The following is a 19,937-nucleotide window of genomic DNA, read 5'->3' on the forward strand; positions in this document are numbered from 1 at the left end:
GCAATTCTTACCCCCTCCTTGAATGCTGTGAGGTAACGTCGTGGACCACCTGCCGATTTTCTGTCAATTACGCCATCGCGACTGCCTGCTTGTGGGCGGCGGCGACGTGGCTGAACGCAAAGCGCGCCTGTTGCTGGATGCCGGAGCCCGACTGACCGTCAATGCCCTCACCTTCGCTCCGCAGTTTGAGGTCTGGGCTCAGGAAGGGATGCTCACGCTGGTGCAGGAGGAGTTTGATGAGTCCCTGCTGGATACCTGCTGGCTGACTATTGCCGCGACGGATGACGATGAAGTGAACCAGCGCGTCAGCGACGCCTGCGAAGCGCGCCGGATCTTCTGCAACGTGGTGGATGCGCCGAAAGAGGCCAGCTTTATCATGCCGTCGATTATCGACCGTTCACCGCTGATGATCGCGGTGTCTTCCGGCGGCCGCTCGCCCGTACTTGCCCGCCTGCTGCGGGAGAAACTGGAAGCTATTTTGCCGCAGCATCTCGGCCAGATAGCCCACTACGCCGGGCAGCTTCGCTCCCGCGTGAAGCAAACCTTCTCAACAGTGGGCGAACGCCGTCGCTTCTGGGAGAAATTTTTCGTTAACGACAGGCTGGCGCAGTCGCTGGCGAATCAGGACGCGAAAGCGGTGGAAGAGACGACCGAGCAGTTGCTGAGCGAGCCGCTGGATCACCGTGGTGAAGTGGTGCTGGTCGGGGCTGGTCCGGGAGATGCGGGTTTACTGACCCTGAAAGGGCTCCAGCAGATCCAGCAGGCGGATATCGTGGTGTATGACCGCCTGGTCTCCGATGACATCATGAACCTGGTGCGCCGCGACGCCGACCGCGTCTTCGTCGGTAAACGGGCAGGCTACCACTGCGTGCCGCAGGAGGAGATTAATCAGATCCTGCTGCGAGAAGCGCAAAAGGGAAAACGCGTGGTGCGCCTTAAGGGCGGCGATCCGTTTATCTTTGGCCGCGGCGGCGAGGAGCTGGAAACCCTGTGCAATGCAGGCATTCCGTTCTCCGTGGTGCCGGGCATAACGGCGGCGTCCGGCTGTTCAGCCTACTCTGGCATTCCGTTGACCCATCGCGACTACGCCCAGAGCGTGCGTCTGGTCACGGGCCACCTGAAAACCGGCAGCGAGCTGGACTGGCATAACCTGGCCGCTGAAAAGCAGACGCTGGTGTTCTACATGGGGCTGAACCAGGCCGCCACCATCCAGGCGAAACTGCTGGAACACGGCATGGAGGCTGATATGCCCGTTGCGCTGGTGGAAAACGGGACGTCAATCAAGCAGCGCGTGGTGAATGGCGCGCTGACGCAGCTCGGTGAGCTGGCGCAGCAGGTCGAAAGCCCGGCGCTGATTGTGGTGGGTCGCGTGGTTGAACTGCGCGATAAGCTGAACTGGTTCTCGAATCACTAACGCATATTCTCCCTCCTTCGAGTAGTCCTTAAGCGGACTACTCCCTTCATACCTCAGTCGATAACATACCGCTCGCATAGTGGAACTTTTCCATTTATTCCCTCGTGTTACATCCAATTTAAGATTTTTAGACAAGGAATGCGTATGTTCAAGCTGGCAAAAGCCGCCGTTCTGGTTGGCCTGTTATCGACGCTGACCGCCTGCACCGGTCACGTTCAAAATACTAAAAATAACTGCAGCTACGATTACCTGCTGCACCCGGCGATCTCCATTTCGAAGATCATCGGCGGTTGCGGCCCGGCGGCACAGCAGTAAGCGTTTTTCAGGCGTAAAAAAAACCGGGGATTTCCCGGTTTTTTATTGAGCCCATATTTGTCGGGTGGCGGCTTAAGGTTTCGCCACAAACCCAATCGCCTCGTACACCGCTTTCAGGGTTTCGGACGCGCGCGCGCTGGCTTTTTCCGCGCCGTCTTTCATCACCTTCTGCAGGAAAGCTTCGTCGTTACGGTAGCGGTTGTAGCGCTCCTGCAGCTCGGTCAGCATGCCGGAAACGGCCTCTGCCACTTCACCCTTCAGGTGGCCGTACATCTTGCCTTCGAAGTGTTTTTCCAGCTCGGGAATGCTCTGGCCGGTCACGCCGGAGAGAATGTCCAGCAGGTTGGAGACGCCCGCTTTGTTCTGCACGTCGTAGCGCACCACAGGCGGCTCGTCGGAGTCGGTGACCGCGCGCTTGAGCTTTTTCACCACCGATTTCGGATCTTCCAGCAGGCCGATAACGTTGTTGCGGTTATCGTCAGACTTGGACATCTTCTTGGTTGGCTCCAGCAGCGACATCACGCGCGCGCCGGATTTCGGAATAAACGGCTCTGGCACTTTGAATACGTCGCCGTAAAGCGCGTTAAAGCGCTGGGCGATATCACGGCTCAGCTCCAGGTGCTGCTTCTGGTCTTCACCCACCGGCACCTGGTTGGTCTGGTACAGCAGGATGTCGGCCGCCATCAGCACCGGATAGTCGAACAGGCCAGCGTTGATGTTTTCAGAGTAGCGGGCAGACTTATCCTTGAACTGGGTCATGCGGCTCAGCTCGCCGAAATAGGTATAGCAGTTCAGCGCCCAGCCCAGCTGCGCATGCTCCGGCACGTGAGACTGAACGAAAATGGTGCTCTTTTCAGGATCGATACCGCAGGCCAGATAGAGGGCCAGGGTGTCCAGGGTGGCTTTGCGCAGCTTCTCAGGATCCTGACGCGCGGTGATAGCATGCAAATCTACGATGCAGTAAATGCAATGGTAGTCATCCTGCATGCTGACCCACTGACGCAACGCACCCATGTAGTTACCAATGGTCAATTCACCTGAAGGCTGTGCGCCACTAAAAACGATGGGCTTAGTCATTATTCAATTCCTGATGTTCACTGTGCGAAAGCCCGAGTGCGGGCAACAAATCTTTGAAGTGGTCGAACACAACATCCGGCTCACTCAGCGTAATGGCCTCACCGTAGTTGTAGCCATAGGTTAAACCGACGGAAGGACACCCCGCCGCTCGGGCAGCCAGAATATCATTACGCGAATCCCCGACAAAGAGCAGCTCCGCAGGCGTTAAGGATAATTTTCCTGCCACCAGCAACAGCGGCTCCGGATGCGGCTTTTTGTTCTGCACGTCATCCCCGCCTACAATCACGGAGAAATATTTCGCGATATCCAGCGCCTCCAGCAGCGGCGCAACAAACGGCGTCGGCTTGTTGGTCACCAGCCCCAGCGGGATGCCTTTTGCGTGCAGCGCGCTCAGGGTTTCCTGGACGTCCGGGAACAGGAAGCTACCCTCCTCGACGGCCTCTTCGTAGAAGCGATCGAACAGCTTGCGCAGAATACGCAGCTGCTCATCCTGCGGGATATCGGCGTGATCGACGCTTGGTTTCCCCTGCGCGGAACGCTGCGACGCGCGTTCCTGACGAGCCCACGTCAACGCGCGCTCCATCAGGACATCGGCACCGTTGCCAATCCACGTAATCACACGATCTTCGCCCGCAACGGGCAGTTCCAGTGCATACAGCGCCCGATCGACGGCGCTCGTTAAGCCCGGCGCGCTGTCCACCAGCGTGCCGTCGAGGTCGAATGCCACACCCCGAATTGCCTGCAATTTATCCATGACTTACCTTCGCCAGCTCGCGGCGCATTTCATCAATGACTTTTTTGTAATCCGGTTGGTCGAAAATTGCCGAACCTGCAACGAACATATCCGCGCCCGCTGCCGCAATTTCGCCAATATTATTCACTTTCACACCGCCGTCCACTTCCAGACGAATATCATAGCCAGACTCGTCAATGCGACGGCGCACTTCGCGCAGCTTATCCAGCGTGTGAGGGATGAACGACTGGCCGCCAAAGCCCGGGTTGACGGACATCAGCAAAATCACGTCCAGCTTGTCCATCACGTAATCGAGATAGCTCAACGGTGTTGCCGGGTTAAACACCAGCCCCGCCTTACAGCCGTTCTCTTTGATCAGCTGCAGCGTGCGGTCAACGTGCTCGGAGGCTTCCGGATGGAAAGTGATAATGCTGGCGCCCGCTGCGGCAAAGTCAGGCACGATGCGGTCGACAGGCTTCACCATCAGGTGAACGTCGATCGGTGCGGTAATGCCGTAGTTACGCAGGGCCTTGAGCACCATCGGACCGATGGTCAGATTGGGAACGTAGTGGTTATCCATAACGTCGAAATGGACGACATCTGCGCCAGCTGCGAGAGCTTCCGCCGTGTCTTCACCCAGGCGGGCAAAATCGGCCGACAGAATTGAGGGGGCAATCAAAAACTGTTTCATCCGCATCTCCTTGAAATGTGTTTACCGGCGGGCAAAACGGCTCAGGGGCGATAAAGAGCCAGGAGTTCGTCCACCTTTTTACGTGTGCCGCCGTTGCTGCTAATGCTACGCCGCACCTTAACCTGAAAATGCTTCGCGGCTTTGTACCATTCGCGCGTATCAGGGGTATCGTGATTTGAAATTAACACCGGAATTCTTTTGCTGACCAGTTTTTCCGCCATCTCCGCCAGGCGGGCCTGTTCGGCCGGGCTGAAGCTATTGGTGTGGTAGGCGGTGAAGTTCGCCGTCGCAGACAGCGGCGCATAAGGCGGATCGCAGTAAACCACCGAGTTTACGCCTGCCAGTTCCATGCACTCTTCATAGGAGAGGCAGTGGAACTCTGCATTCTGCGCTTTCTTCGCAAAATGATATAGTTCGTCCTGCGGGAAGTACGGGCGCTTATAACGACCAAACGGCACGTTAAATTCGCCGCGCAGATTATACCGGCACAGGCCGTTGTAACCATGACGGTTGAGGTAAAGGAACAGCAGCGCGCGGCGGAACGGATCCTGGCTCTGATTAAATTCCGTGCGGAACTGATAGTAAACGTCAGGGCTGTTGTTCTCTGGCGTAAACAGCTTGCGCGCCTCTTCCACATACTCATCGGTACGCAGCTTAACGATGTTATAGAGGCTGATAAGGTCGCTGTTGATATCCGCCAGGATATAACGAGAAAAATCGGTGTTCAGGAACACCGATCCCGCACCCACGAAGGGCTCGATAAGACACTCGCCTTTTGGCAGGTGCTTTTTAATATCATCGAGCAGGGGGTATTTCCCCCCTGCCCATTTCAGAAAAGCGCGATTTTTTTTCATGCTGACTAACTGATTACACCTTCTCCGGCTGTGGAGAAAGCTCCGACAGCATCCTGCGCTTTAAACATTACTTCAGATCGGCCTGCACCTGATGAATCGGCTTCGCCCACGGGTTTTTCGCCTGAACGTCTGCTGGCAGTGTCGCCACGGCGCGCTTCGCTTCATCTTTGGAAGCATACACACCGCTCACCAGCACGTACCACGGCTGTCCGTTACGGGTTGTCTGATAAACCACGTAGTTTTTCAGATTCGATTTCTTCGCCCAGCCGTTGAGGTTGTCATAGTTAGACGAACTGCTCAACTGCAGCGTGTAGTTGCTGGACGGTGCAGATTTCAGCGAACCGACGTTGCCAGCTGTTTTACCTGCTGCAGCACTGGAAGCCGTCGCCGTTGCGGCAGGAGCAGCGGTGGCAGCAGGTGCCGTTGTGGTTGCCGTCGCTTTCGGCGCAGTCTGCGTGACTGGCGCTTTGGCCGGCTCGCTCACGGCAGCCGTTTCAGTGCGTTTCGGCTGTGCCGGTGCGGCTTTCACTTCAGGCGCTTTTACCACGGCCTGAGGCTTGGTTTCACGCTTCGGCTCAATGACCGCCTGCTTACGTTCAGGACGCGTCGCAGTTTGCGTCTGGCGCGGTTTAGTTTCCGTTGCTGCCGTCTGCGGCTGCGCGGTAGCACCGTGGATCGGTGCGACGGTTGCAGGTTCAGTTGGCAGCGTAGAGTTAACCACAACGTTATCAACCTGCTGCTGGTTTTGCGGCTGCATCAGCGCATTGTTCAGGTCTCCCTGAACTTCAACACGCTGCTGGCCTTCGGGCGTGACAGGTGCCTGGCCCTGAGCAGGCGTTGATGAAACGGGCGGCAGAGAAACATCCTGCGGCGTCGTTGTGTTGCTGGCAGTCTGCTCAGCGGAAGTGGTGCCCGGCGCTGGCTGTGCACCATTCGCCTGATCCGTCGCATCATTACCGGAGAGGTTGATGCTCTTCTCTGCGGAGGCGGTTTGATCGGTTGAGTTGGTGGACGGTGCTTTCAGCGCGGAGCCAATGCCAACAATCAGCAGCACAAGCACCAGAACGCCAAGTCCCATCATGATGTACTGACGGGAGGCCGGTTTCTGCGCAGCGGCTTTTTTACGTTTACGCGGGCGACGCTCTACAGGCTGTTCGTCCATTGAATCTTCTTCGGACTCATAATCCTCTTCTTCTCGCTCATCACGCGCGTTGCGGCTGCGCGAAGGGCGACGATCGTCTGCATCCAGATCAACATCGTCAAAGTTGATCTGCGGCTCGTTATCACGTTCTGAAGATTGACGAGAACGACCAGTACGACGATCGCTGGGATCGGGTTTCAGCTCGTCTTCTGGTTTGAATTCATCCATTTAACACCCCACTCAAAGGCTTATGCCTACGTCTTTGCATTTCGCCTGAAGCTAAACGACCACCGATAACAGTGGCCTGACCTTTCTAGTTGTTACGCCTGCTGGCAATCAGCAATGGCGCCAAGAACGACATCGTGCGACACTCCGCCGCGCACTTCACTCTTCCCTATTGCAAGCGGGAGTACAAGACGCATCTCACCTGCCAATACTTTTTTATCGCGCATCATGTGGGGTAAATACGCCTGCGCCGACATCTCCTGCGGCCCGGTTACCGGCAAACCTGCACGTTCAAGTAGCGCAATGATACGTGCCGTCTCTTCCGGTTTAAACTGCCCAAGACGTTCAGAGGTGCGGGCTGCCATGACCATGCCAGCCGCGACGGCTTCACCGTGCAGCCAGTTGCCGTAACCCATTTCGGCTTCAATGGCGTGGCCAAACGTATGCCCAAGATTCAGTAAAGCACGTAAGCCGGTTTCACGCTCGTCTGCCGCGACAACTTCTGCTTTCAGCTCACAACAACGACGAATGCAGTATGCCAGTTTCGCCTCATCCAGGCGCAGCAGCGCATCCATATTCTCTTCAAGCCAGTTAAAGAACTCGCCATCCAGAATAATGCCGTATTTGATCACTTCAGCCAGGCCAGAGGCCAGCTCGCGTTTCGGCAGGGTTTTCAGACAGTCGAGATCCACCACCACCGACGCAGGCTGGTAGAACGCGCCAATCATGTTTTTGCCAAGAGGATGGTTGACTGCCGTTTTGCCACCGACAGAGGAGTCGACCTGAGACAGCAACGTGGTCGGGATTTGAATAAAACGGACGCCACGCTGATAGCTTGCGGCCGCAAAGCCGGTCAGATCGCCCACAACACCGCCGCCCAGGGCAAGCAGTGTTGTATCGCGACCGTGCGGTTTTTGCAGCAATGCGGTAAAGACGGTATCAAGTACCGTCAGGCTTTTATACTGCTCGCCATCGGGCAGAATCACACTGTCGACTTTTACGCCTGCCTGCTCAAGCAGGTGGCGCACGCGGTCGAGATAAAGCGGAGCCAGCGTCTCATTGGTGACCAGCATCGCCTGATCACCCGCTTTTAGTGGTAAAAAGGAAGCTGGGTCGTTAAACAAACCAGCCGCGATGGTGATAGGGTAACTACGTTTCCCGAGAGTAACTGTAATCCTCTCCATGACGCGACATCCACCTTTAATGCTTTTACCCGCAGGCGAGTGTATATAAAGCCAGAATCAGTTGCTTTCCAGCATATGAATAATCTGGTTTGCAACCACTTTAGCGCTCTGATCGTCAGTACGAATGGTCACATCGGCAATCTCTTCATACAGGGGATTGCGTTCGTCGGCCAACGCTTCCAGAACTTCGCGTGGTGGCGTTTCAACCTGCAGCAGCGGGCGCTTTTTATCGCGCTGCGTACGTGCCAGCTGTTTCTCAATGGTCGTCTCAAGATAGACCACTACGCCACGGGCGGAGAGACGGTTGCGGGTTTCGCGAGATTTCACAGAGCCGCCGCCTGTTGCCAGTACGATGCCCTGTTTTTCCGTGAGTTCGTTGATCACTTTTTCTTCTCGGTCACGGAAACCTTCTTCGCCTTCTACATCGAAAACCCAGCCCACATCAGCTCCGGTTCGTTTCTCAATCTCTTGATCAGAATCGTAAAATTCCATATTGAGTTGTTGAGCTAACTGACGCCCAATAGTGCTTTTGCCGGCACCCATAGGCCCAACCAGAAAGATATTGCGTTTCTCTGCCATTTTATCGGTACTACTAAGACTATTCGTTAATGGTAATCCCCGCTTCGCAGACACCCGGCGTAGCAGGACATGAACTGAAACCTCATATGCAATAGAGCGAGAGTCAGACTAAAAATTATCTCAATACTCCGGCTTGTTTGGCAACTGATTAAATCACCGCGCCGGACGCATAAGGTAATAAGACGTAAGTCCAACTCAAATCGGTACTCCTTGTATGCTAATTCATGCCCCACGTCAAACATCTGCAACAAACTGAATGCAAAATCATTGCGGGGATCGTTACCCGTTAGTGAATACCGACCAGACGTGGCGTAATAAACACCACTAACTCACGCCGCTCATTATCTTTTCCATCATGGCGAAAAAGGTGTCCCAACCAGGGGATGCTCCCAAGCCCGGGCACGCTGTCACTGCCGGTTTTGTTCTTTTGCGAGAAAATTCCCCCCAGCGCCAGCGTTTCTCCACTTTTTACCTCCACCTGGGTTTCTATCTCCTGCTTATCGATGGCAAGCGTTTCGCCATCGGCCTGCTGCAGCACCTGTCCCGGCATGTTTTCACTGATGTGTAGCTTCAGGCGCACGCGCCCACCGGGCAATACTACCGGCGTGACCTCCATTCCGAGTACCGCCTCTTTGAACTCCACCGAGGTCGCCCCGCTTTCACCGCTTGAAACCTGATACGGGATCTCACTCCCCTGCTTAATGCTGGCCGGTTGCATGTGCGAGGCCAGCAGCCGCGGGCTGGCAATGATATCGACCTGCTGTTTTTGCTCCAGCGCAGAGAGCTCCAGATCCAGCAGCCTGCCGTTAATTCGCCCGATGTTAAACCCCACATGCGTGGTAGCACTGGCCACGGAAAGATCGCTGCCAAGCGTCGTTAGCTGTCCAACCTTGCCCGCCTCAGTGGCCTCGGCAAGATTCCACTTCACCCCCAACTCTCGCAGGCTTTTTTCATTAATGGTGACAATGTGCGCCGCCAGTTCGACCTGCTCGACGGGAATATCCATCTGAGCCGCCCACTGCTGCAGCGCCTCCAGCACCGCCTGGCTATCCCTGACCAGTAGACGGTTGGTGCGTTTGTCGACAGATAAACTCCCCTTTGGGCTCAGGAGCTTTTCAGCCGCTTTTTGCAGTTCTCCGGCATCCGCATAAGAAAATGGGATGCTGTGCGAGACCAGCGGAGCATCAAGCTGTCGACGCGCTCGCTCCTGCTCTAAACGTTCCCGCTGTTCACGCTGCCAGGCCGCGGTATGGACATAATAAATACCGCCCTCCTCTCGTAAAACGAGTCCGGCGCTGGTGACTACCGTCTGTAACGCCTGCCGCCAGGGAACGCGCGTCAGGTTAAGCGAGAGCGTGCCGCCGACATCCGGCGATACCACCAGGTTACGGTTCTCCTGCGCAACCAGCGCCTGTAGCAACTGAACCACCGGCACGTCATCCACCACCAGCGTGACCGGCTTTGGCGCGACTGCCCACAGCGGGCGGCTGAACGCCAGCAGCAACAGCACTATCCTTAACTTCATTTTTATCCTTTCCTTCTCGTTGCCACGCCCATTCTTCGGGATCGCATGTGTCACCCACATTAACAACCAGTTCCGTTTCATTGATGGCCGTTATCCGCCAGCCCGCCGGGAAACGATCGTGCTCTTTCAGACGATGCCAGCGCCGTTGCCCATCCAGCAAAATACCAACGCGCTGCTGCCCTCCCACCATTCCGCGGTAGTGCCACTGTGCCAGTTCGGCTGTGGCACAAGGGTCGTCCGGCGGGCGAAACGGATCGCGCATGCCGGTCAACAGCAGCGTCGAGCAAACCAGCAGGTATCTCGCGCTATTTCGCATGTTCCAGCTCCAGCTTCAGGCGTAACGCCGTACTTTGTGGCGCAAGCGTAAAAGCAGCGACCCGCACATCCCGCTGCGCCAGCCGGGAAAAAAGAGGCGGGATCGCCTGCCACTCCGCCTCCAGCGCCAGTTCACCGCCGTTTTGCAACGGCTTCCAGTGAAGGAGCCTTGTACCCTCCCCCTGAAAATCGAGCGGTGAAAAGGGCTTTATCTCCAGTGCCGTCCGGGTTTGCGGGCTAAACGGCACCTGACTGGCGGTGGGCCACAGCGACGCATTAGTCCACGCCGCCTGGCTCAACTGCTGCCGCTGATCCGCACACTGCCTCTCTGCTGGTCGGAGCACTACACCCCATGCTGTCAGGCCCATCAGGAGAATACCCAGCCCCCCGCAGACCAGCCGACACCAGGGACGACTTTCACACCAGCGTTCTAGCAAGGTCTCCACGCATTACCCCTCGCTTTTCAGGTGCAGAGTGAACATCCAGCGCCCCTGGCTATCCTGCCGGAGTTCCCCCTCAGAACCGGGCGTAAAGCCGTCTATGTGCTCCAGCCCATTACGCAAGGCAGAAAGCGCCTGCAGGGTAGTGGCATATCCGATCAACATCAGAGCAGGAGGCTGATAACGCAGCTCTGTCAACCATACCTGCGCAGGCATGGTCTCAGAAAGTGACTCCAGCACCGGTTGCCATGCGCGGCGCGGCGGCGTGCCCGCAGGGTTCTGCACCTCTGCGGTGGGTCGCTGGCGAGACACAAGACCACGCTGCACGGACTGCGTACCCGCCAGTTGAGCCTGCAGCGCGCGCAGCGTTACCAGATGATTCATCCTTATGCTAAAAACGGCCATCAGCATGAGCAGCAGTGCGCCGACAAATACGCCGCCCCAGAAACGCAGGCATCGCGCGCGCCGCTGCTGACGCCAGGGCAGGAGGTTGGTCACGTTCATTCAGGCACCTCGCTCATGGCCAGCGCCAGCGCGACGGTATAGTCAGCCCCGCATTCGGGAAGAGGCGCATGCCAGCGCTGCAGCGTTTCCCATGGGGACCGTTCGGCATCAAAGAACGCGATGTCATTCTGGTTAAGGGCCAGCAGCGCCGCCAGCTCAGTAACGTTTTCTGCTTCAGTGGTATAACGACGCCCCCACTGATGGCGCATAGCCCACAGCCAGTGGTGCGCATCTCGCCAGGCGACGCACTGCGTCGGCGCTACCGCAGGCAGCAGGTTCGTCAGCGCGCTGGCATCCGGGGTGATGGTCGCCAGCCGCAAACGTAGCGTTTTCGCCAGGTCAAGAAGCGTTTCAACCTCTTTGTTTTGTGCGGCAGTCACGTGAAACGTATTGCTGAAGGTGTCCTGGGTGTAGTCGAAACAGAGGGACTCTGTCGACATCTCCAGTTCGCGCGAAAGCGCCGCCCCCATCCACGAGAGCTGCTCGCTGTCGCGCAATGCAAGAGCCGGTCGGGGCAACGTTTTTTGCAGAGTCCGTGCAGCAGGAAAGGAGAGAAATACCCGATGGTAGTGCGGGAGCGCTTTTCGCCAGTCGCGTAAGGCATCGGCCAGCGCTTCTGGCTGACAAATTTTGCCGTCACGAATGATGCCTTCGGCCAGAGAAATGGCCCACCAGCGGCGTAAGCACCAGCCGCCTCTCTCCCGGACCAGTGCCGTAATCAGGACCTTATCCTGTTGAATATGAACGCCCGTTTGCCATGTTTTGAAAGCCATGCTTCACGATCTCCTTATCGCCCGTCGCCTTGACGGCTATATCAATGAATCAGGCTTGCCTTTATACTACCGCGCGATTGTTTAGAAACTGCCCAAGTGAAACCAAATGGGAAATCTCCGGTGAAGTTCGTAAAGTATTTATTCATCCTTGCAGTCTGTTGCATTCTGCTGGGAGCAGGCTCGATTTACGGTTTGTACAAATATATTGAGCCACAGCTACCTGATGTCGCCACGCTCCGCGATGTGCGTCTCCAGATCCCAATGCAGGTCTATAGCGCCGATGGCGAGCTGATGGCGCAGTATGGCGAGAAGCGTCGTATCCCGCTGACCTTAAACCAAATTCCCCCCGTGATGGTGAAAGCTTTTATCGCCACGGAGGACAGCCGTTTCTACGAGCACCACGGTGTCGATCCGGTCGGGATTTTCCGTGCTGCAAGCATTGCGTTGTTCTCCGGTCACGCCTCCCAGGGGGCGAGCACCATTACGCAACAGCTGGCGCGTAACTTCTTCCTCAGCCCTGAAAAGACGCTGACGCGTAAGATCAAAGAGGTGTTCCTGGCGATCCGTATTGAGCAACTGCTGAACAAGGACGAGATCCTTGAGCTGTACCTCAATAAAATCTATCTGGGCTACCGTGCCTATGGCGTGGGGGCAGCCGCGCAGGTGTACTTCGGTAAGCCTGTTGAACAGCTCACCCTAAGCGAAATGGCAACCATTGCCGGTCTGCCAAAAGCGCCGTCCACGTTTAACCCGCTTTACTCGCTCGATCGTGCTACCTCACGTCGTAATGTCGTCCTGTCACGTATGCTGAGCGAAGGCTATATCAGCCAGAGCGAGTACGACCAGGCGCGTAACGACGTCATTGACGCCAATTATCATGCCCCTGAGATCGCCTTCTCTGCCCCTTATCTGACCGAAATGGTGCGCCAGGAGATGGTGAGTCGTTATGGCGACAAGGCCTATGAAGATGGCTATCGCGTATACACCACCGTTACCCGTAAAGTGCAGCAGGCGGCTCAGGACGCGGTGCGCAATAACGTGATGGACTACGATATGCGTCACGGCTATCGCGGACCGTCGAACGTGCTCTGGAAAGTGGGCGAAAGCGCATGGGACAGCAAAAAAATCACCAGCACGCTGAAAGCGCTGCCAACCTATGGTCCGCTCCTTCCAGCCGTAGTGACGCAGGCCGATCCTCAGGAAGCCGTTGCGACGCTGGCGGACGGCACGTCCGTCTCCCTGCGCATGGACGGTATTCGCTGGGCGCGTCCATACCGTTCGGACACCCTGCAGGGGCCAACGCCGCGCAAGGTGACCGACGTGGTACAGGCCGGGCAGCAGATTTGGGTGCGCAAGTCAGGCGATGCCTGGTGGCTGGCGCAGGTACCGGATGTGAACTCGGCTCTGGTCTCCATCAACCCACAGAACGGGGCGGTAATGGCGCTGGTCGGCGGGTTCGATTTCAACCAGAGCAAATTTAACCGTGCCACGCAGGCGCTGCGTCAGGTGGGTTCCAACATCAAGCCGTTCCTCTACACGGCTGCAATGGATAAGGGACTGACCCTTGCCAGCATCCTCAACGACGTGCCGATCTCCCGCTGGGATGCCGGTGCCGGTTCCGACTGGCAGCCGAAGAACTCTCCTGCGGAGTATGCCGGTCCTATTCGTCTTCGCCAGGGTCTGGGGCAGTCGAAAAACGTGGTGATGGTGCGTGCCATGCGCGCGATGGGCGTCGACTATGCGGCAGAGTACCTGCAGCGCTTCGGCTTCCCGGCTCAGAACATCGTTCGCACCGAGTCGCTGGCGCTGGGCTCAGCCTCCTTTACGCCGCTTCAGGTCGCCCGTGGATACTCGGTGATGGCCAACGGCGGCTTCCTGGTTGACCCGTACTTCATCAGCAAAATCGAGAACGACCAGGGCGGCGTGCTGTTTGAAGCGAAGCCGAAAATTGCCTGCCCTGAATGTGATATTCCGGTCATTTACGGCAATACGCCGAAATCCGAGGTGCTCGAAAACAAGGACATGGAAGACCCTGCCGTTTCTCAGGAGCAGCCAAATATCGTCTTGCCGCAGCCGCAGCTGGAGCAGGCTAACCAGTCGCTGGTGGCGCAGACCGGCGCGCAGGAGTACGCCCCGCACGTGATCGACACGCCGCTGGCGTTCTTGATCAAGAGCGCGCTGAACACCAACATCTTCGGTGAACCCGGCTGGCAGGGTACCGGCTGGCGAGCAGGGCGCGATCTGCAGCGCCATGATATCGGCGGTAAAACCGGTACAACTAACAGCTCGAAGGATGCGTGGTTCTCCGGCTATGGGCCGGGTGTGGTGACGTCAGTCTGGATCGGTTTCGACGATCATCGCCGCGATTTAGGCCGTACCACGGCATCCGGCGCGATTAAAGATCAGATTTCCGGCTACGAAGGCGGTGCCAAAAGCGCGCAGCCGGCCTGGGATGCCTACATGAAATCCGTTCTTGAAGGCGTGCCGGAGCAGCCGCTGACGCCTCCACCGGGCGTGGTGACGGTCAATATTGACCGCAGCACCGGCCAGCTCGCTAACGGCGGTAATAGCCGTGCCGAGTATTTCATCGAAGGTACGCAGCCAACCACACAGGCGGTGCATGAGGTGGGTACAGAGATTATTGATAACGGCGAAACGCACGAGCTGTTTTAAGCATAAAAATGCCCGGTAAAAACCGGGCAAAGAATTGCAGGCCGGGTAAGGCGAAGCCGCCACCCGGCTTTTTTATGGTCTACAGACGCCCTTGCCCCTTCAGCCACTCGCGAACCAGGAACAGCGCGCTCACGTTGCGAGCCTCGTTAAAGTCAGGGTCTTCAAGCAGATCCATCAGATGCGCCAGCGGCCAGCGAACCTGCGGCAGCGGCTCTGGTTCATCTCCCTCCAGCGATTCAGGATAGAGATCTTCAGCCACCACAATGTTCATTTTGCTGGAAAAATAGGACGGCGCCATGCTCAGCTTTTTCAGGAACGACAGTTCGTTCGCGCCAAAACCCACCTCTTCTTTCAGCTCGCGGTTTGCTGCTTCAAAGACCGTTTCACCCGGATCGATGAGCCCTTTCGAGAACCCAAGCTCGTAAGATTCCGTCCCCACGGCGTATTCGCGGATCAAAATCAGATGATCGTCGACGATAGGGACAATCATCACCGCTTCGCGCGAAGAGGGGCGCATACGCTCATAAACACGACGCACACCGTTGCTGAACTCCAGATCCACACTCTCGACGTTAAACAGGCGCGATTTGGCGACAGTTTCAACGTGCAGAATGGTGGGTTTTTGTAGTGGTTTGCTCATCTTGATGGGGTCTTAGCAGTGTGAACTGACGTTATTGTGCGATATGCCGCACGGTTTCGGCAATGTCAATTGTTCTTTATTTACATTTATGCAACGTAGCAGGGATCAATCCTCAATTCAAAACAAATGTCAAGAGGTTGAAATGTTTCCAGGAATTTGCTGATATCGCGCCATGACAGGCTTTGCTATCATCACCGGTCACTGGGATGCGCTTTAGAATGCTCAAGTTCGACTCCATACTTGCCGATAGCCAGCCACAGACTCTCATTCAATGTAAAGGTGCTACTGACTACACCTGTAAGATAAGTAAGATGGGGAAAGCATGAGCACCATTTTGATTGTTCTCGCTGCTATGCTGGTCAGCGCATTGATTGCAGGGTGGCTGTACAGGCGACGCATACAGCGCCGTTACCGGCTGCCCTTTTTAAATGCCTTCGCGGGTGCGACAACGCGTAAACTCACGCAAGACGAGCGCGATGCAGTTGAAAACTATCTCGAAACGCTGAACCGTTCTCAGTTAACGCCTGGGCCGACGGGAGCCACGACTGCACCTGTGGCGCTTAAGCTTAACGCGCAAAGTGACACCGTGCTCTGCGTGACGCGCTCCATCACGCGCTACGGCATTACGACTGACGACCCCAACAAGTGGCGCTACTACCTGGATTCGGTTGAGGTGCATCTGCCTCCGTCCTGGGAGCAGTACATTAACGACGAAAACAGCGTTGAGCTGATTCATACCGATTCGCTGCCGCTGGTAATCTCGCTCAACGGCCATACCCTGAATGACTATCTTCACGAAGCCCCGCGCTTTGCGCTGGAACGCGCGAGTTCAACGCAGGCCTCTATTCGTGGTGAAGAGACCGAGCAGATTGAGCTGCTGAATATTCGTCAGGAGACGCATGAAGAGTACGCCCTGAGCCGTCCGGACGGTATTCGTGAAGCCATCCTGATCGTTGCCGCTTTCCTGCTCTTTTTTGTCTGCCTGCTGACGCCGGACGTCTTTGTCCCATGGCTGGCGGGTGGCGCGGTGTTGCTTCTTGCGGCCGGGCTGTGGGGGCTCTTTGCCCCGCCGGCCAAAACCTCGCTGCGGGAGATCCACTGCCTGCGCGGCACGCCAAAGCGCTGGGGCCTGTTCGGTGAGAACGATCAGGAGCATCTCAACAATATCTCACTCGGGATTATTGACCTGATCTACCCGCGCCACTGGCAACCGTGGATTGCGCAGGATTTAGGGCAGAAAACCGATATTGATATCTATCTTGACCGCCACGTTGTGCGACAGGGGCGCTTCTTATCCCTGCATGATGAAGTAAAAAATTTCCCGCTTCAGCACTGGCTCCGCAGCACGGTCATCGCCGCCGGCGCCGGGCTGGTGTTTATCATGCTGCTGCTTTTCGTGCCGCTGGATATGCCCATCAAATTTACCCTGTCGTGGATCAAAGGCGCGCAGACCATCGAGGCGACCAGCGTCAACCAGCTCGATGAAGCGGGTGTACGGGTGGGCGATACGCTGCGCCTGAAAGGCACCGGAATGTGTAATATCCATACCCCGGGGGCGTGGAACACGCGCCAGAATTCACCGTTCACGCCGTTCGACTGTTCGCAAATTATCTGGAACGACGCGCCGCCGCTGCCGCTACCGGAATCCGAAGTGGTGAATAAAGCCACGGCGCTGACCCAGACGGTCAACCGCCAGCTGCACCCGAAACCGGACGATGATTCACGCGTCAGCCCCGCGCTGCGTTCCGCCATCCAGAAATCAGGCATGATTCTGCTGGATGATTTTGGCGACATTGTCCTGAAAACCCAGGACTTATGCTCCTCGCAGGATGAGTGCATACGCCTCAAGAACGCGCTGGTTAACCTCGGGAACAGTAAAGACTGGGACTCGCTGGTGAAACGCGCCGAGGCGGGACGACTTGATGGCGTCAACGTGCTGCTGCGTCCGGTCAGCGCGGAATCGCTTGATAACCTGCTCGCCACCTCGACATCGCCGTTTATGATGCGCGAAACCACCCGGGCGGCTCAGGCGCTCAACAGTCCGGCACCGGGCGGCTTTGTGATTGCCAGCGATGAAGGCAGCGACCTGGTCGATCAGCCTTACCCGCAGGTAGCGCTTTATGACTACCCGGCCCAGGAGCAGTGGAGCCAGTTCCAGCGTCTGGCGCAGATGCTGATGCAAACGCCGTTCAGTGCCGAAGGGATTGTCACAAGCATCTACACCGACGCCAACGGCACGCGCCATATCGGCCTGCACCGGATGCCGGACAGCGCAGGATTGTGGCGTTACATTGGCACCTCTCTGCTGATGATCGCCATGCTGATCGCCATTTTCTGGAACGGTTTTATGGCCCTGCGCCGCTACCAGCGCTCCCGCACGCGTCTGGCGGAGATCCAGCAATATTATGAGAATTGCCTAAATCCTAAGCTGATCCCCTCCTCTGAGAGCCTGATCTGATAACGTCGTTGCGCGACAAGATGTGCTACCCTGTCGCGCACGTTTCTTCTGGCTGGAGTTCCCCCCTATGCATCTTGATATCGACTGGCAGCAGGTCGACACCGTTCTGCTGGATATGGACGGCACGCTGCTCGATCTCGCCTTTGATAACTATTTCTGGCAAAAGCTGGTACCGGAAACCTATGGTGAGCAGCAGGGTATCTCCCCGGCAGAAGCGCAGGCGTTCATTCGTTCGCAATATAGCGCAGTGCAACATACGCTAAACTGGTACTGTCTGGACTACTGGAGCGAGCGCCTCGGTTTGGATATTTGTGCCATGACCACTGCCCAGGGACCACGCGCCGTGCTGCGCGAAGATACGGTTCCCTTCCTGGACGCGCTGAAAGCAAGCGGCAAGCGCCGTATTTTGCTGACTAACGCGCATCCACATAACCTGGCCGTGAAGCTGGAGCATACGGGACTGGCGTCGCACCTTGATTTATTACTTTCCACCCACACATTTGGTTATCCGAAAGAGGATCAGCGGTTGTGGCATGCGGTGAAGGAAGAGACCGGCCTGCAGCCGGAGCGCACGCTGTTCATTGACGACAGCGAGCCTATTCTTGATTCAGCGGCAACGTTTGGCATTCGCTACTGTCTGGGCGTCACGAATCCTGACTCTGGCCTGGCTGAAAAAAGCTATCTGCGCCATCCGGGACTGAACGACTACCGCCAGATGATCCCCTCACTGACCGTGAAGGAGACGCCATGAAAGAAAAGCCCTCAGATGGGGTAAGACTGGATAAATGGCTGTGGGCAGCCCGTTTTTATAAAACGCGCGCCCTTGCCCGTGAAATGGTTGACGGCGGTAAAGTGCATTACAACGGCCAGCGCAGCAAGCCGAGCAAGCTGGTTGAGCTGAACGCTACCTTAACGCTGCGCCAGGGCAACGACGAACGTACGGTAGTGATCAAAGCCATTACCGAACAGCGGCGGCCCGCATCGGAAGCCGTACTGCTTTACGAAGAGACGGCTGAAAGCGTTGAAAAGCGCGAGAAGACCGCGCTGGCGCGCAAAATGAATGCGCTGACCATGCCCCACCCGGACCGGCGACCGGATAAAAAAGAGCGCCGCGATCTGATGAAATTTAAACACGGTGAGAGCGAGTAACCCTCACCCGCACGAGAGATGAAAATGGCCCAACACGACCAATTACACCGCTATCTGTTTGAACAATTCGCCGTGCGCGGCGAGCTGGTCACCGTATCCGAAACCTGGAAACAGATTCTGGAAAACCACAACTACCCGCTGCCGGTGCAGACCCTGTTGGGCGAACTGCTGGTTGCCACCAGCCTGCTGACCGCAACGCTGAAGTTTGCCGGTGATATCACCGTGCAGCTGCAGGGTGACGGCCCGATGACGCTGGCGGTGATCAACGGCAATAACCAGCAGCAGATGCGCGGCGTGGCGCGCGTTCAGGGCGACGTGCCTGAAAATGCTGACCTCAAAACGCTGGTGGGCAATGGCTACCTGGTGATCACCATCTCCCCGGAGGAAGGTGAACGCTATCAGGGCGTGGTCGGTCTGGAAGGCGATACCCTCGCAGCCTGCCTGGAAGATTACTTCATGCGTTCTGAACAGCTGCCTACGCGTCTGTTCATCCGTACCGGTGAAGTGGACGGCCAGCCTGCTGCGGGCGGCATGCTGCTGCAGGTTCTGCCAGCGCAGGACGCACAGACCAATGACTTTGAGCATCTGGCGACGCTGACCGAAACCATCAAGGCGGAAGAACTGTTCAACCTGTCGGCGACCGACGTGCTGTGGCGTCTGTACCACGAAGAAGAAGTGACCGTGTACGATCCGCAGTCCGTGGAGTTTAAGTGTACCTGCTCGCGCGAGCGCTGCGCTGGCGCACTGAAAACTCTGCCGGATGAAGAGATCGACAGCATCATGGCTGAAGACGGCGAAATTGATATGCACTGTGACTACTGCGGTACGCACTACGTGTTCAATTCAATGGATATCGCTGAAATCCGCAATAACGCCTCTCCGGCGGATCCGCAGGTTCATTAATACGCTACCCCTCACCCTGCCCTTTCCCCTTTGCGGAGAGGGTTAGGGTGAGGGGCAAAAATCCCCCAAAAGCTGAATCGTTTTCCCTATGTAACTCTTACGTAATTTTCTTACATGTATGCGATTACATTCACATTCTCTCCGATAAAATCACCACCTCTTAACCTTTTCGGAACATTTTCCCCAACCAAAAAGCGATTCCTGCGATAATCCGCCTGCACTGTGACTGGAGTCGCAGCGTTTTCCGTTAGTAAGGGTTTTATCCAGATGCACAAATCTATGAGCCCCGTCGCGGTTAACATCCCCAGAAAAACCCTACAATTTCAGGCAGTACATATTGGCTA

General features: G+C 56.6%; 20 protein-coding genes. 7 read left to right on the forward strand and 13 right to left on the reverse strand.

Annotation, left to right across the window (positions count from 1 at the left end):
- The first annotated feature begins 40 nt into the window (after window positions 1-40).
- Both cysG and IM313_RS02085 read left to right on the forward strand, forming a co-directional pair.
- Entirely contained in the window at window positions 41-1,414 is a 1,374-nt protein-coding gene (gene cysG, locus IM313_RS02080) for a siroheme synthase CysG (protein WP_192971930.1), read from the forward strand.
- A gap of 144 nt (window positions 1,415-1,558) precedes the next feature.
- Window positions 1,559-1,729 (forward strand): YhfL family protein, encoded by a 171-nt coding sequence (locus IM313_RS02085; protein WP_008503029.1) that lies wholly within the window; start codon window positions 1,559-1,561, stop codon window positions 1,727-1,729.
- 72 nt (window positions 1,730-1,801) lie between these two features.
- Here the strand turns inward: IM313_RS02085 and trpS are convergent, their stop codons facing one another.
- From trpS to IM313_RS02145, 12 genes are all read right to left on the reverse strand, one after another.
- Complete coding sequence (gene trpS / locus IM313_RS02090; RefSeq protein WP_028014657.1) at window positions 1,802-2,806, reverse strand: tryptophan--tRNA ligase; 1,005 nt, start codon at window positions 2,804-2,806, stop codon at window positions 1,802-1,804.
- A complete protein-coding gene (gph, locus tag IM313_RS02095) occupies window positions 2,799-3,560 on the reverse strand; it encodes a phosphoglycolate phosphatase (protein WP_192971931.1) in 762 nt (253 codons plus the stop codon). The genes trpS and gph overlap by 8 nt, the downstream gene beginning before the upstream one ends.
- Complete coding sequence (gene rpe, locus IM313_RS02100) at window positions 3,553-4,230, reverse strand: ribulose-phosphate 3-epimerase (protein WP_023333698.1); 678 nt, start codon at window positions 4,228-4,230, stop codon at window positions 3,553-3,555. The genes gph and rpe overlap by 8 nt, the downstream gene beginning before the upstream one ends.
- Before the next feature lie 41 nt (window positions 4,231-4,271).
- Window positions 4,272-5,084 (reverse strand): adenine-specific DNA-methyltransferase, encoded by an 813-nt coding sequence (gene dam / locus IM313_RS02105; RefSeq protein ID WP_028014659.1) that lies wholly within the window; start codon window positions 5,082-5,084, stop codon window positions 4,272-4,274.
- Between the two features lie 67 nt (window positions 5,085-5,151).
- Window positions 5,152-6,453, reverse strand: a complete 1,302-nt coding sequence (damX, locus tag IM313_RS02110) for a cell division protein DamX (protein WP_028014660.1) — start codon at window positions 6,451-6,453, stop codon at window positions 5,152-5,154.
- 92 nt (window positions 6,454-6,545) lie between these two features.
- Window positions 6,546-7,634: a 3-dehydroquinate synthase gene (aroB, locus tag IM313_RS02115; protein ID WP_192971932.1), complete on the reverse strand. Its 1,089-nt coding sequence runs from the start codon at window positions 7,632-7,634 to the stop codon at window positions 6,546-6,548.
- 57 nt (window positions 7,635-7,691) lie between these two features.
- On the reverse strand, window positions 7,692-8,213 hold the full coding sequence (gene aroK, locus IM313_RS02120) for a shikimate kinase AroK (protein WP_003861630.1): 522 nt from the start codon (window positions 8,211-8,213) through the stop codon (window positions 7,692-7,694).
- A gap of 286 nt (window positions 8,214-8,499) precedes the next feature.
- Window positions 8,500-9,738, reverse strand: a complete 1,239-nt coding sequence (gene hofQ, locus IM313_RS02125) for a DNA uptake porin HofQ (protein ID WP_192971933.1) — start codon at window positions 9,736-9,738, stop codon at window positions 8,500-8,502.
- A complete protein-coding gene (locus tag IM313_RS02130) occupies window positions 9,650-10,054 on the reverse strand; it encodes a HofP DNA utilization family protein (RefSeq protein ID WP_192971934.1) in 405 nt (134 codons plus the stop codon). The genes hofQ and IM313_RS02130 overlap by 89 nt, the downstream gene beginning before the upstream one ends.
- Window positions 10,044-10,499, reverse strand: a complete 456-nt coding sequence (locus IM313_RS02135) for a HofO (protein WP_192971935.1) — start codon at window positions 10,497-10,499, stop codon at window positions 10,044-10,046. Before IM313_RS02135 ends, IM313_RS02130 begins: the two co-directional genes overlap by 11 nt.
- 3 nt (window positions 10,500-10,502) lie before the next feature.
- Entirely contained in the window at window positions 10,503-10,997 is a 495-nt protein-coding gene (locus IM313_RS02140; RefSeq protein WP_048998975.1) for a PilN domain-containing protein, read from the reverse strand.
- A complete protein-coding gene (locus IM313_RS02145; protein ID WP_048998976.1) occupies window positions 10,994-11,770 on the reverse strand; it encodes a hypothetical protein in 777 nt (258 codons plus the stop codon). Before IM313_RS02145 ends, IM313_RS02140 begins: the two co-directional genes overlap by 4 nt.
- Before the next feature lie 120 nt (window positions 11,771-11,890).
- Between IM313_RS02145 and mrcA the strand changes: the two genes are divergently transcribed.
- On the forward strand, window positions 11,891-14,443 hold the full coding sequence (gene mrcA / locus IM313_RS02150) for a peptidoglycan glycosyltransferase/peptidoglycan DD-transpeptidase MrcA (protein WP_192971936.1): 2,553 nt from the start codon (window positions 11,891-11,893) through the stop codon (window positions 14,441-14,443).
- A 79-nt stretch (window positions 14,444-14,522) separates the two neighbouring features.
- Here mrcA and nudE read toward each other — a convergent pair whose 3' ends face one another.
- Window positions 14,523-15,083 carry an ADP compounds hydrolase NudE gene (gene nudE / locus IM313_RS02155; protein WP_028014666.1) on the reverse strand — a complete coding sequence of 187 codons (561 nt, stop codon included), beginning with the start codon at window positions 15,081-15,083 and terminating at the stop codon, window positions 14,523-14,525.
- Between the two features lie 322 nt (window positions 15,084-15,405).
- Between nudE and IM313_RS02160 the strand changes: the two genes are divergently transcribed.
- The 4 genes from IM313_RS02160 to hslO all read left to right on the forward strand — a co-directional run bounded on the left by IM313_RS02160 (window position 15,406) and on the right by hslO (window position 19,593).
- Entirely contained in the window at window positions 15,406-17,541 is a 2,136-nt protein-coding gene (locus IM313_RS02160; protein WP_192971937.1) for an intracellular growth attenuator family protein, read from the forward strand.
- A 67-nt stretch (window positions 17,542-17,608) separates the two neighbouring features.
- The gene (gene yrfG, locus IM313_RS02165; protein WP_028014668.1) at window positions 17,609-18,292 is read left to right on the forward strand and encodes a GMP/IMP nucleotidase; all 684 of its coding nucleotides are present in this window, start codon (window positions 17,609-17,611) and stop codon (window positions 18,290-18,292) included.
- Window positions 18,289-18,690, forward strand: coding sequence for a ribosome-associated heat shock protein Hsp15 (gene hslR, locus IM313_RS02170; protein ID WP_028014669.1), 402 nt, complete (start codon window positions 18,289-18,291; stop codon window positions 18,688-18,690). Before yrfG ends, hslR begins: the two co-directional genes overlap by 4 nt.
- A gap of 18 nt (window positions 18,691-18,708) precedes the next feature.
- On the forward strand, window positions 18,709-19,593 hold the full coding sequence (gene hslO / locus IM313_RS02175) for an Hsp33 family molecular chaperone HslO (protein ID WP_192971938.1): 885 nt from the start codon (window positions 18,709-18,711) through the stop codon (window positions 19,591-19,593).
- The last annotated feature ends 344 nt before the right edge of the window (window positions 19,594-19,937 follow it).

Origin of the sequence: Enterobacter cloacae complex sp. P2B, from assembly GCF_014895985.1 — a bacterium.
GTDB lineage: Bacteria > Pseudomonadota > Gammaproteobacteria > Enterobacterales > Enterobacteriaceae > Enterobacter > Enterobacter bugandensis.

Coding starts and splice junctions, on each gene's coding strand:
- IM313_RS02085 (WP_008503029.1), top strand. CDS start 1,559: ATGTTCAAGCTGGCAAAAGCCGCCGTTCTGGTTGGCCTGTTATCGACG.
- trpS (WP_028014657.1), bottom strand. CDS start 2,806: ATGACTAAGCCCATCGTTTTTAGTGGCGCACAGCCTTCAGGTGAATTG.
- gph (WP_192971931.1), bottom strand. CDS start 3,560: ATGGATAAATTGCAGGCAATTCGGGGTGTGGCATTCGACCTCGACGGC.
- rpe (WP_023333698.1), bottom strand. CDS start 4,230: ATGAAACAGTTTTTGATTGCCCCCTCAATTCTGTCGGCCGATTTTGCC.
- dam (WP_028014659.1), bottom strand. CDS start 5,084: ATGAAAAAAAATCGCGCTTTTCTGAAATGGGCAGGGGGGAAATACCCC.
- damX (WP_028014660.1), bottom strand. CDS start 6,453: ATGGATGAATTCAAACCAGAAGACGAGCTGAAACCCGATCCCAGCGAT.
- aroB (WP_192971932.1), bottom strand. CDS start 7,634: ATGGAGAGGATTACAGTTACTCTCGGGAAACGTAGTTACCCTATCACC.
- aroK (WP_003861630.1), bottom strand. CDS start 8,213: ATGGCAGAGAAACGCAATATCTTTCTGGTTGGGCCTATGGGTGCCGGC.
- hofQ (WP_192971933.1), bottom strand. CDS start 9,738: ATGAAGTTAAGGATAGTGCTGTTGCTGCTGGCGTTCAGCCGCCCGCTG.
- IM313_RS02130 (WP_192971934.1), bottom strand. CDS start 10,054: ATGCGAAATAGCGCGAGATACCTGCTGGTTTGCTCGACGCTGCTGTTG.
- IM313_RS02140 (WP_048998975.1), bottom strand. CDS start 10,997: ATGAACGTGACCAACCTCCTGCCCTGGCGTCAGCAGCGGCGCGCGCGA.
- IM313_RS02145 (WP_048998976.1), bottom strand. CDS start 11,770: ATGGCTTTCAAAACATGGCAAACGGGCGTTCATATTCAACAGGATAAG.
- nudE (WP_028014666.1), bottom strand. CDS start 15,083: ATGAGCAAACCACTACAAAAACCCACCATTCTGCACGTTGAAACTGTC.
- IM313_RS02160 (WP_192971937.1), top strand. CDS start 15,406: ATGAGCACCATTTTGATTGTTCTCGCTGCTATGCTGGTCAGCGCATTG.
- yrfG (WP_028014668.1), top strand. CDS start 17,609: ATGCATCTTGATATCGACTGGCAGCAGGTCGACACCGTTCTGCTGGAT.
- hslR (WP_028014669.1), top strand. CDS start 18,289: ATGAAAGAAAAGCCCTCAGATGGGGTAAGACTGGATAAATGGCTGTGG.
- hslO (WP_192971938.1), top strand. CDS start 18,709: ATGAAAATGGCCCAACACGACCAATTACACCGCTATCTGTTTGAACAA.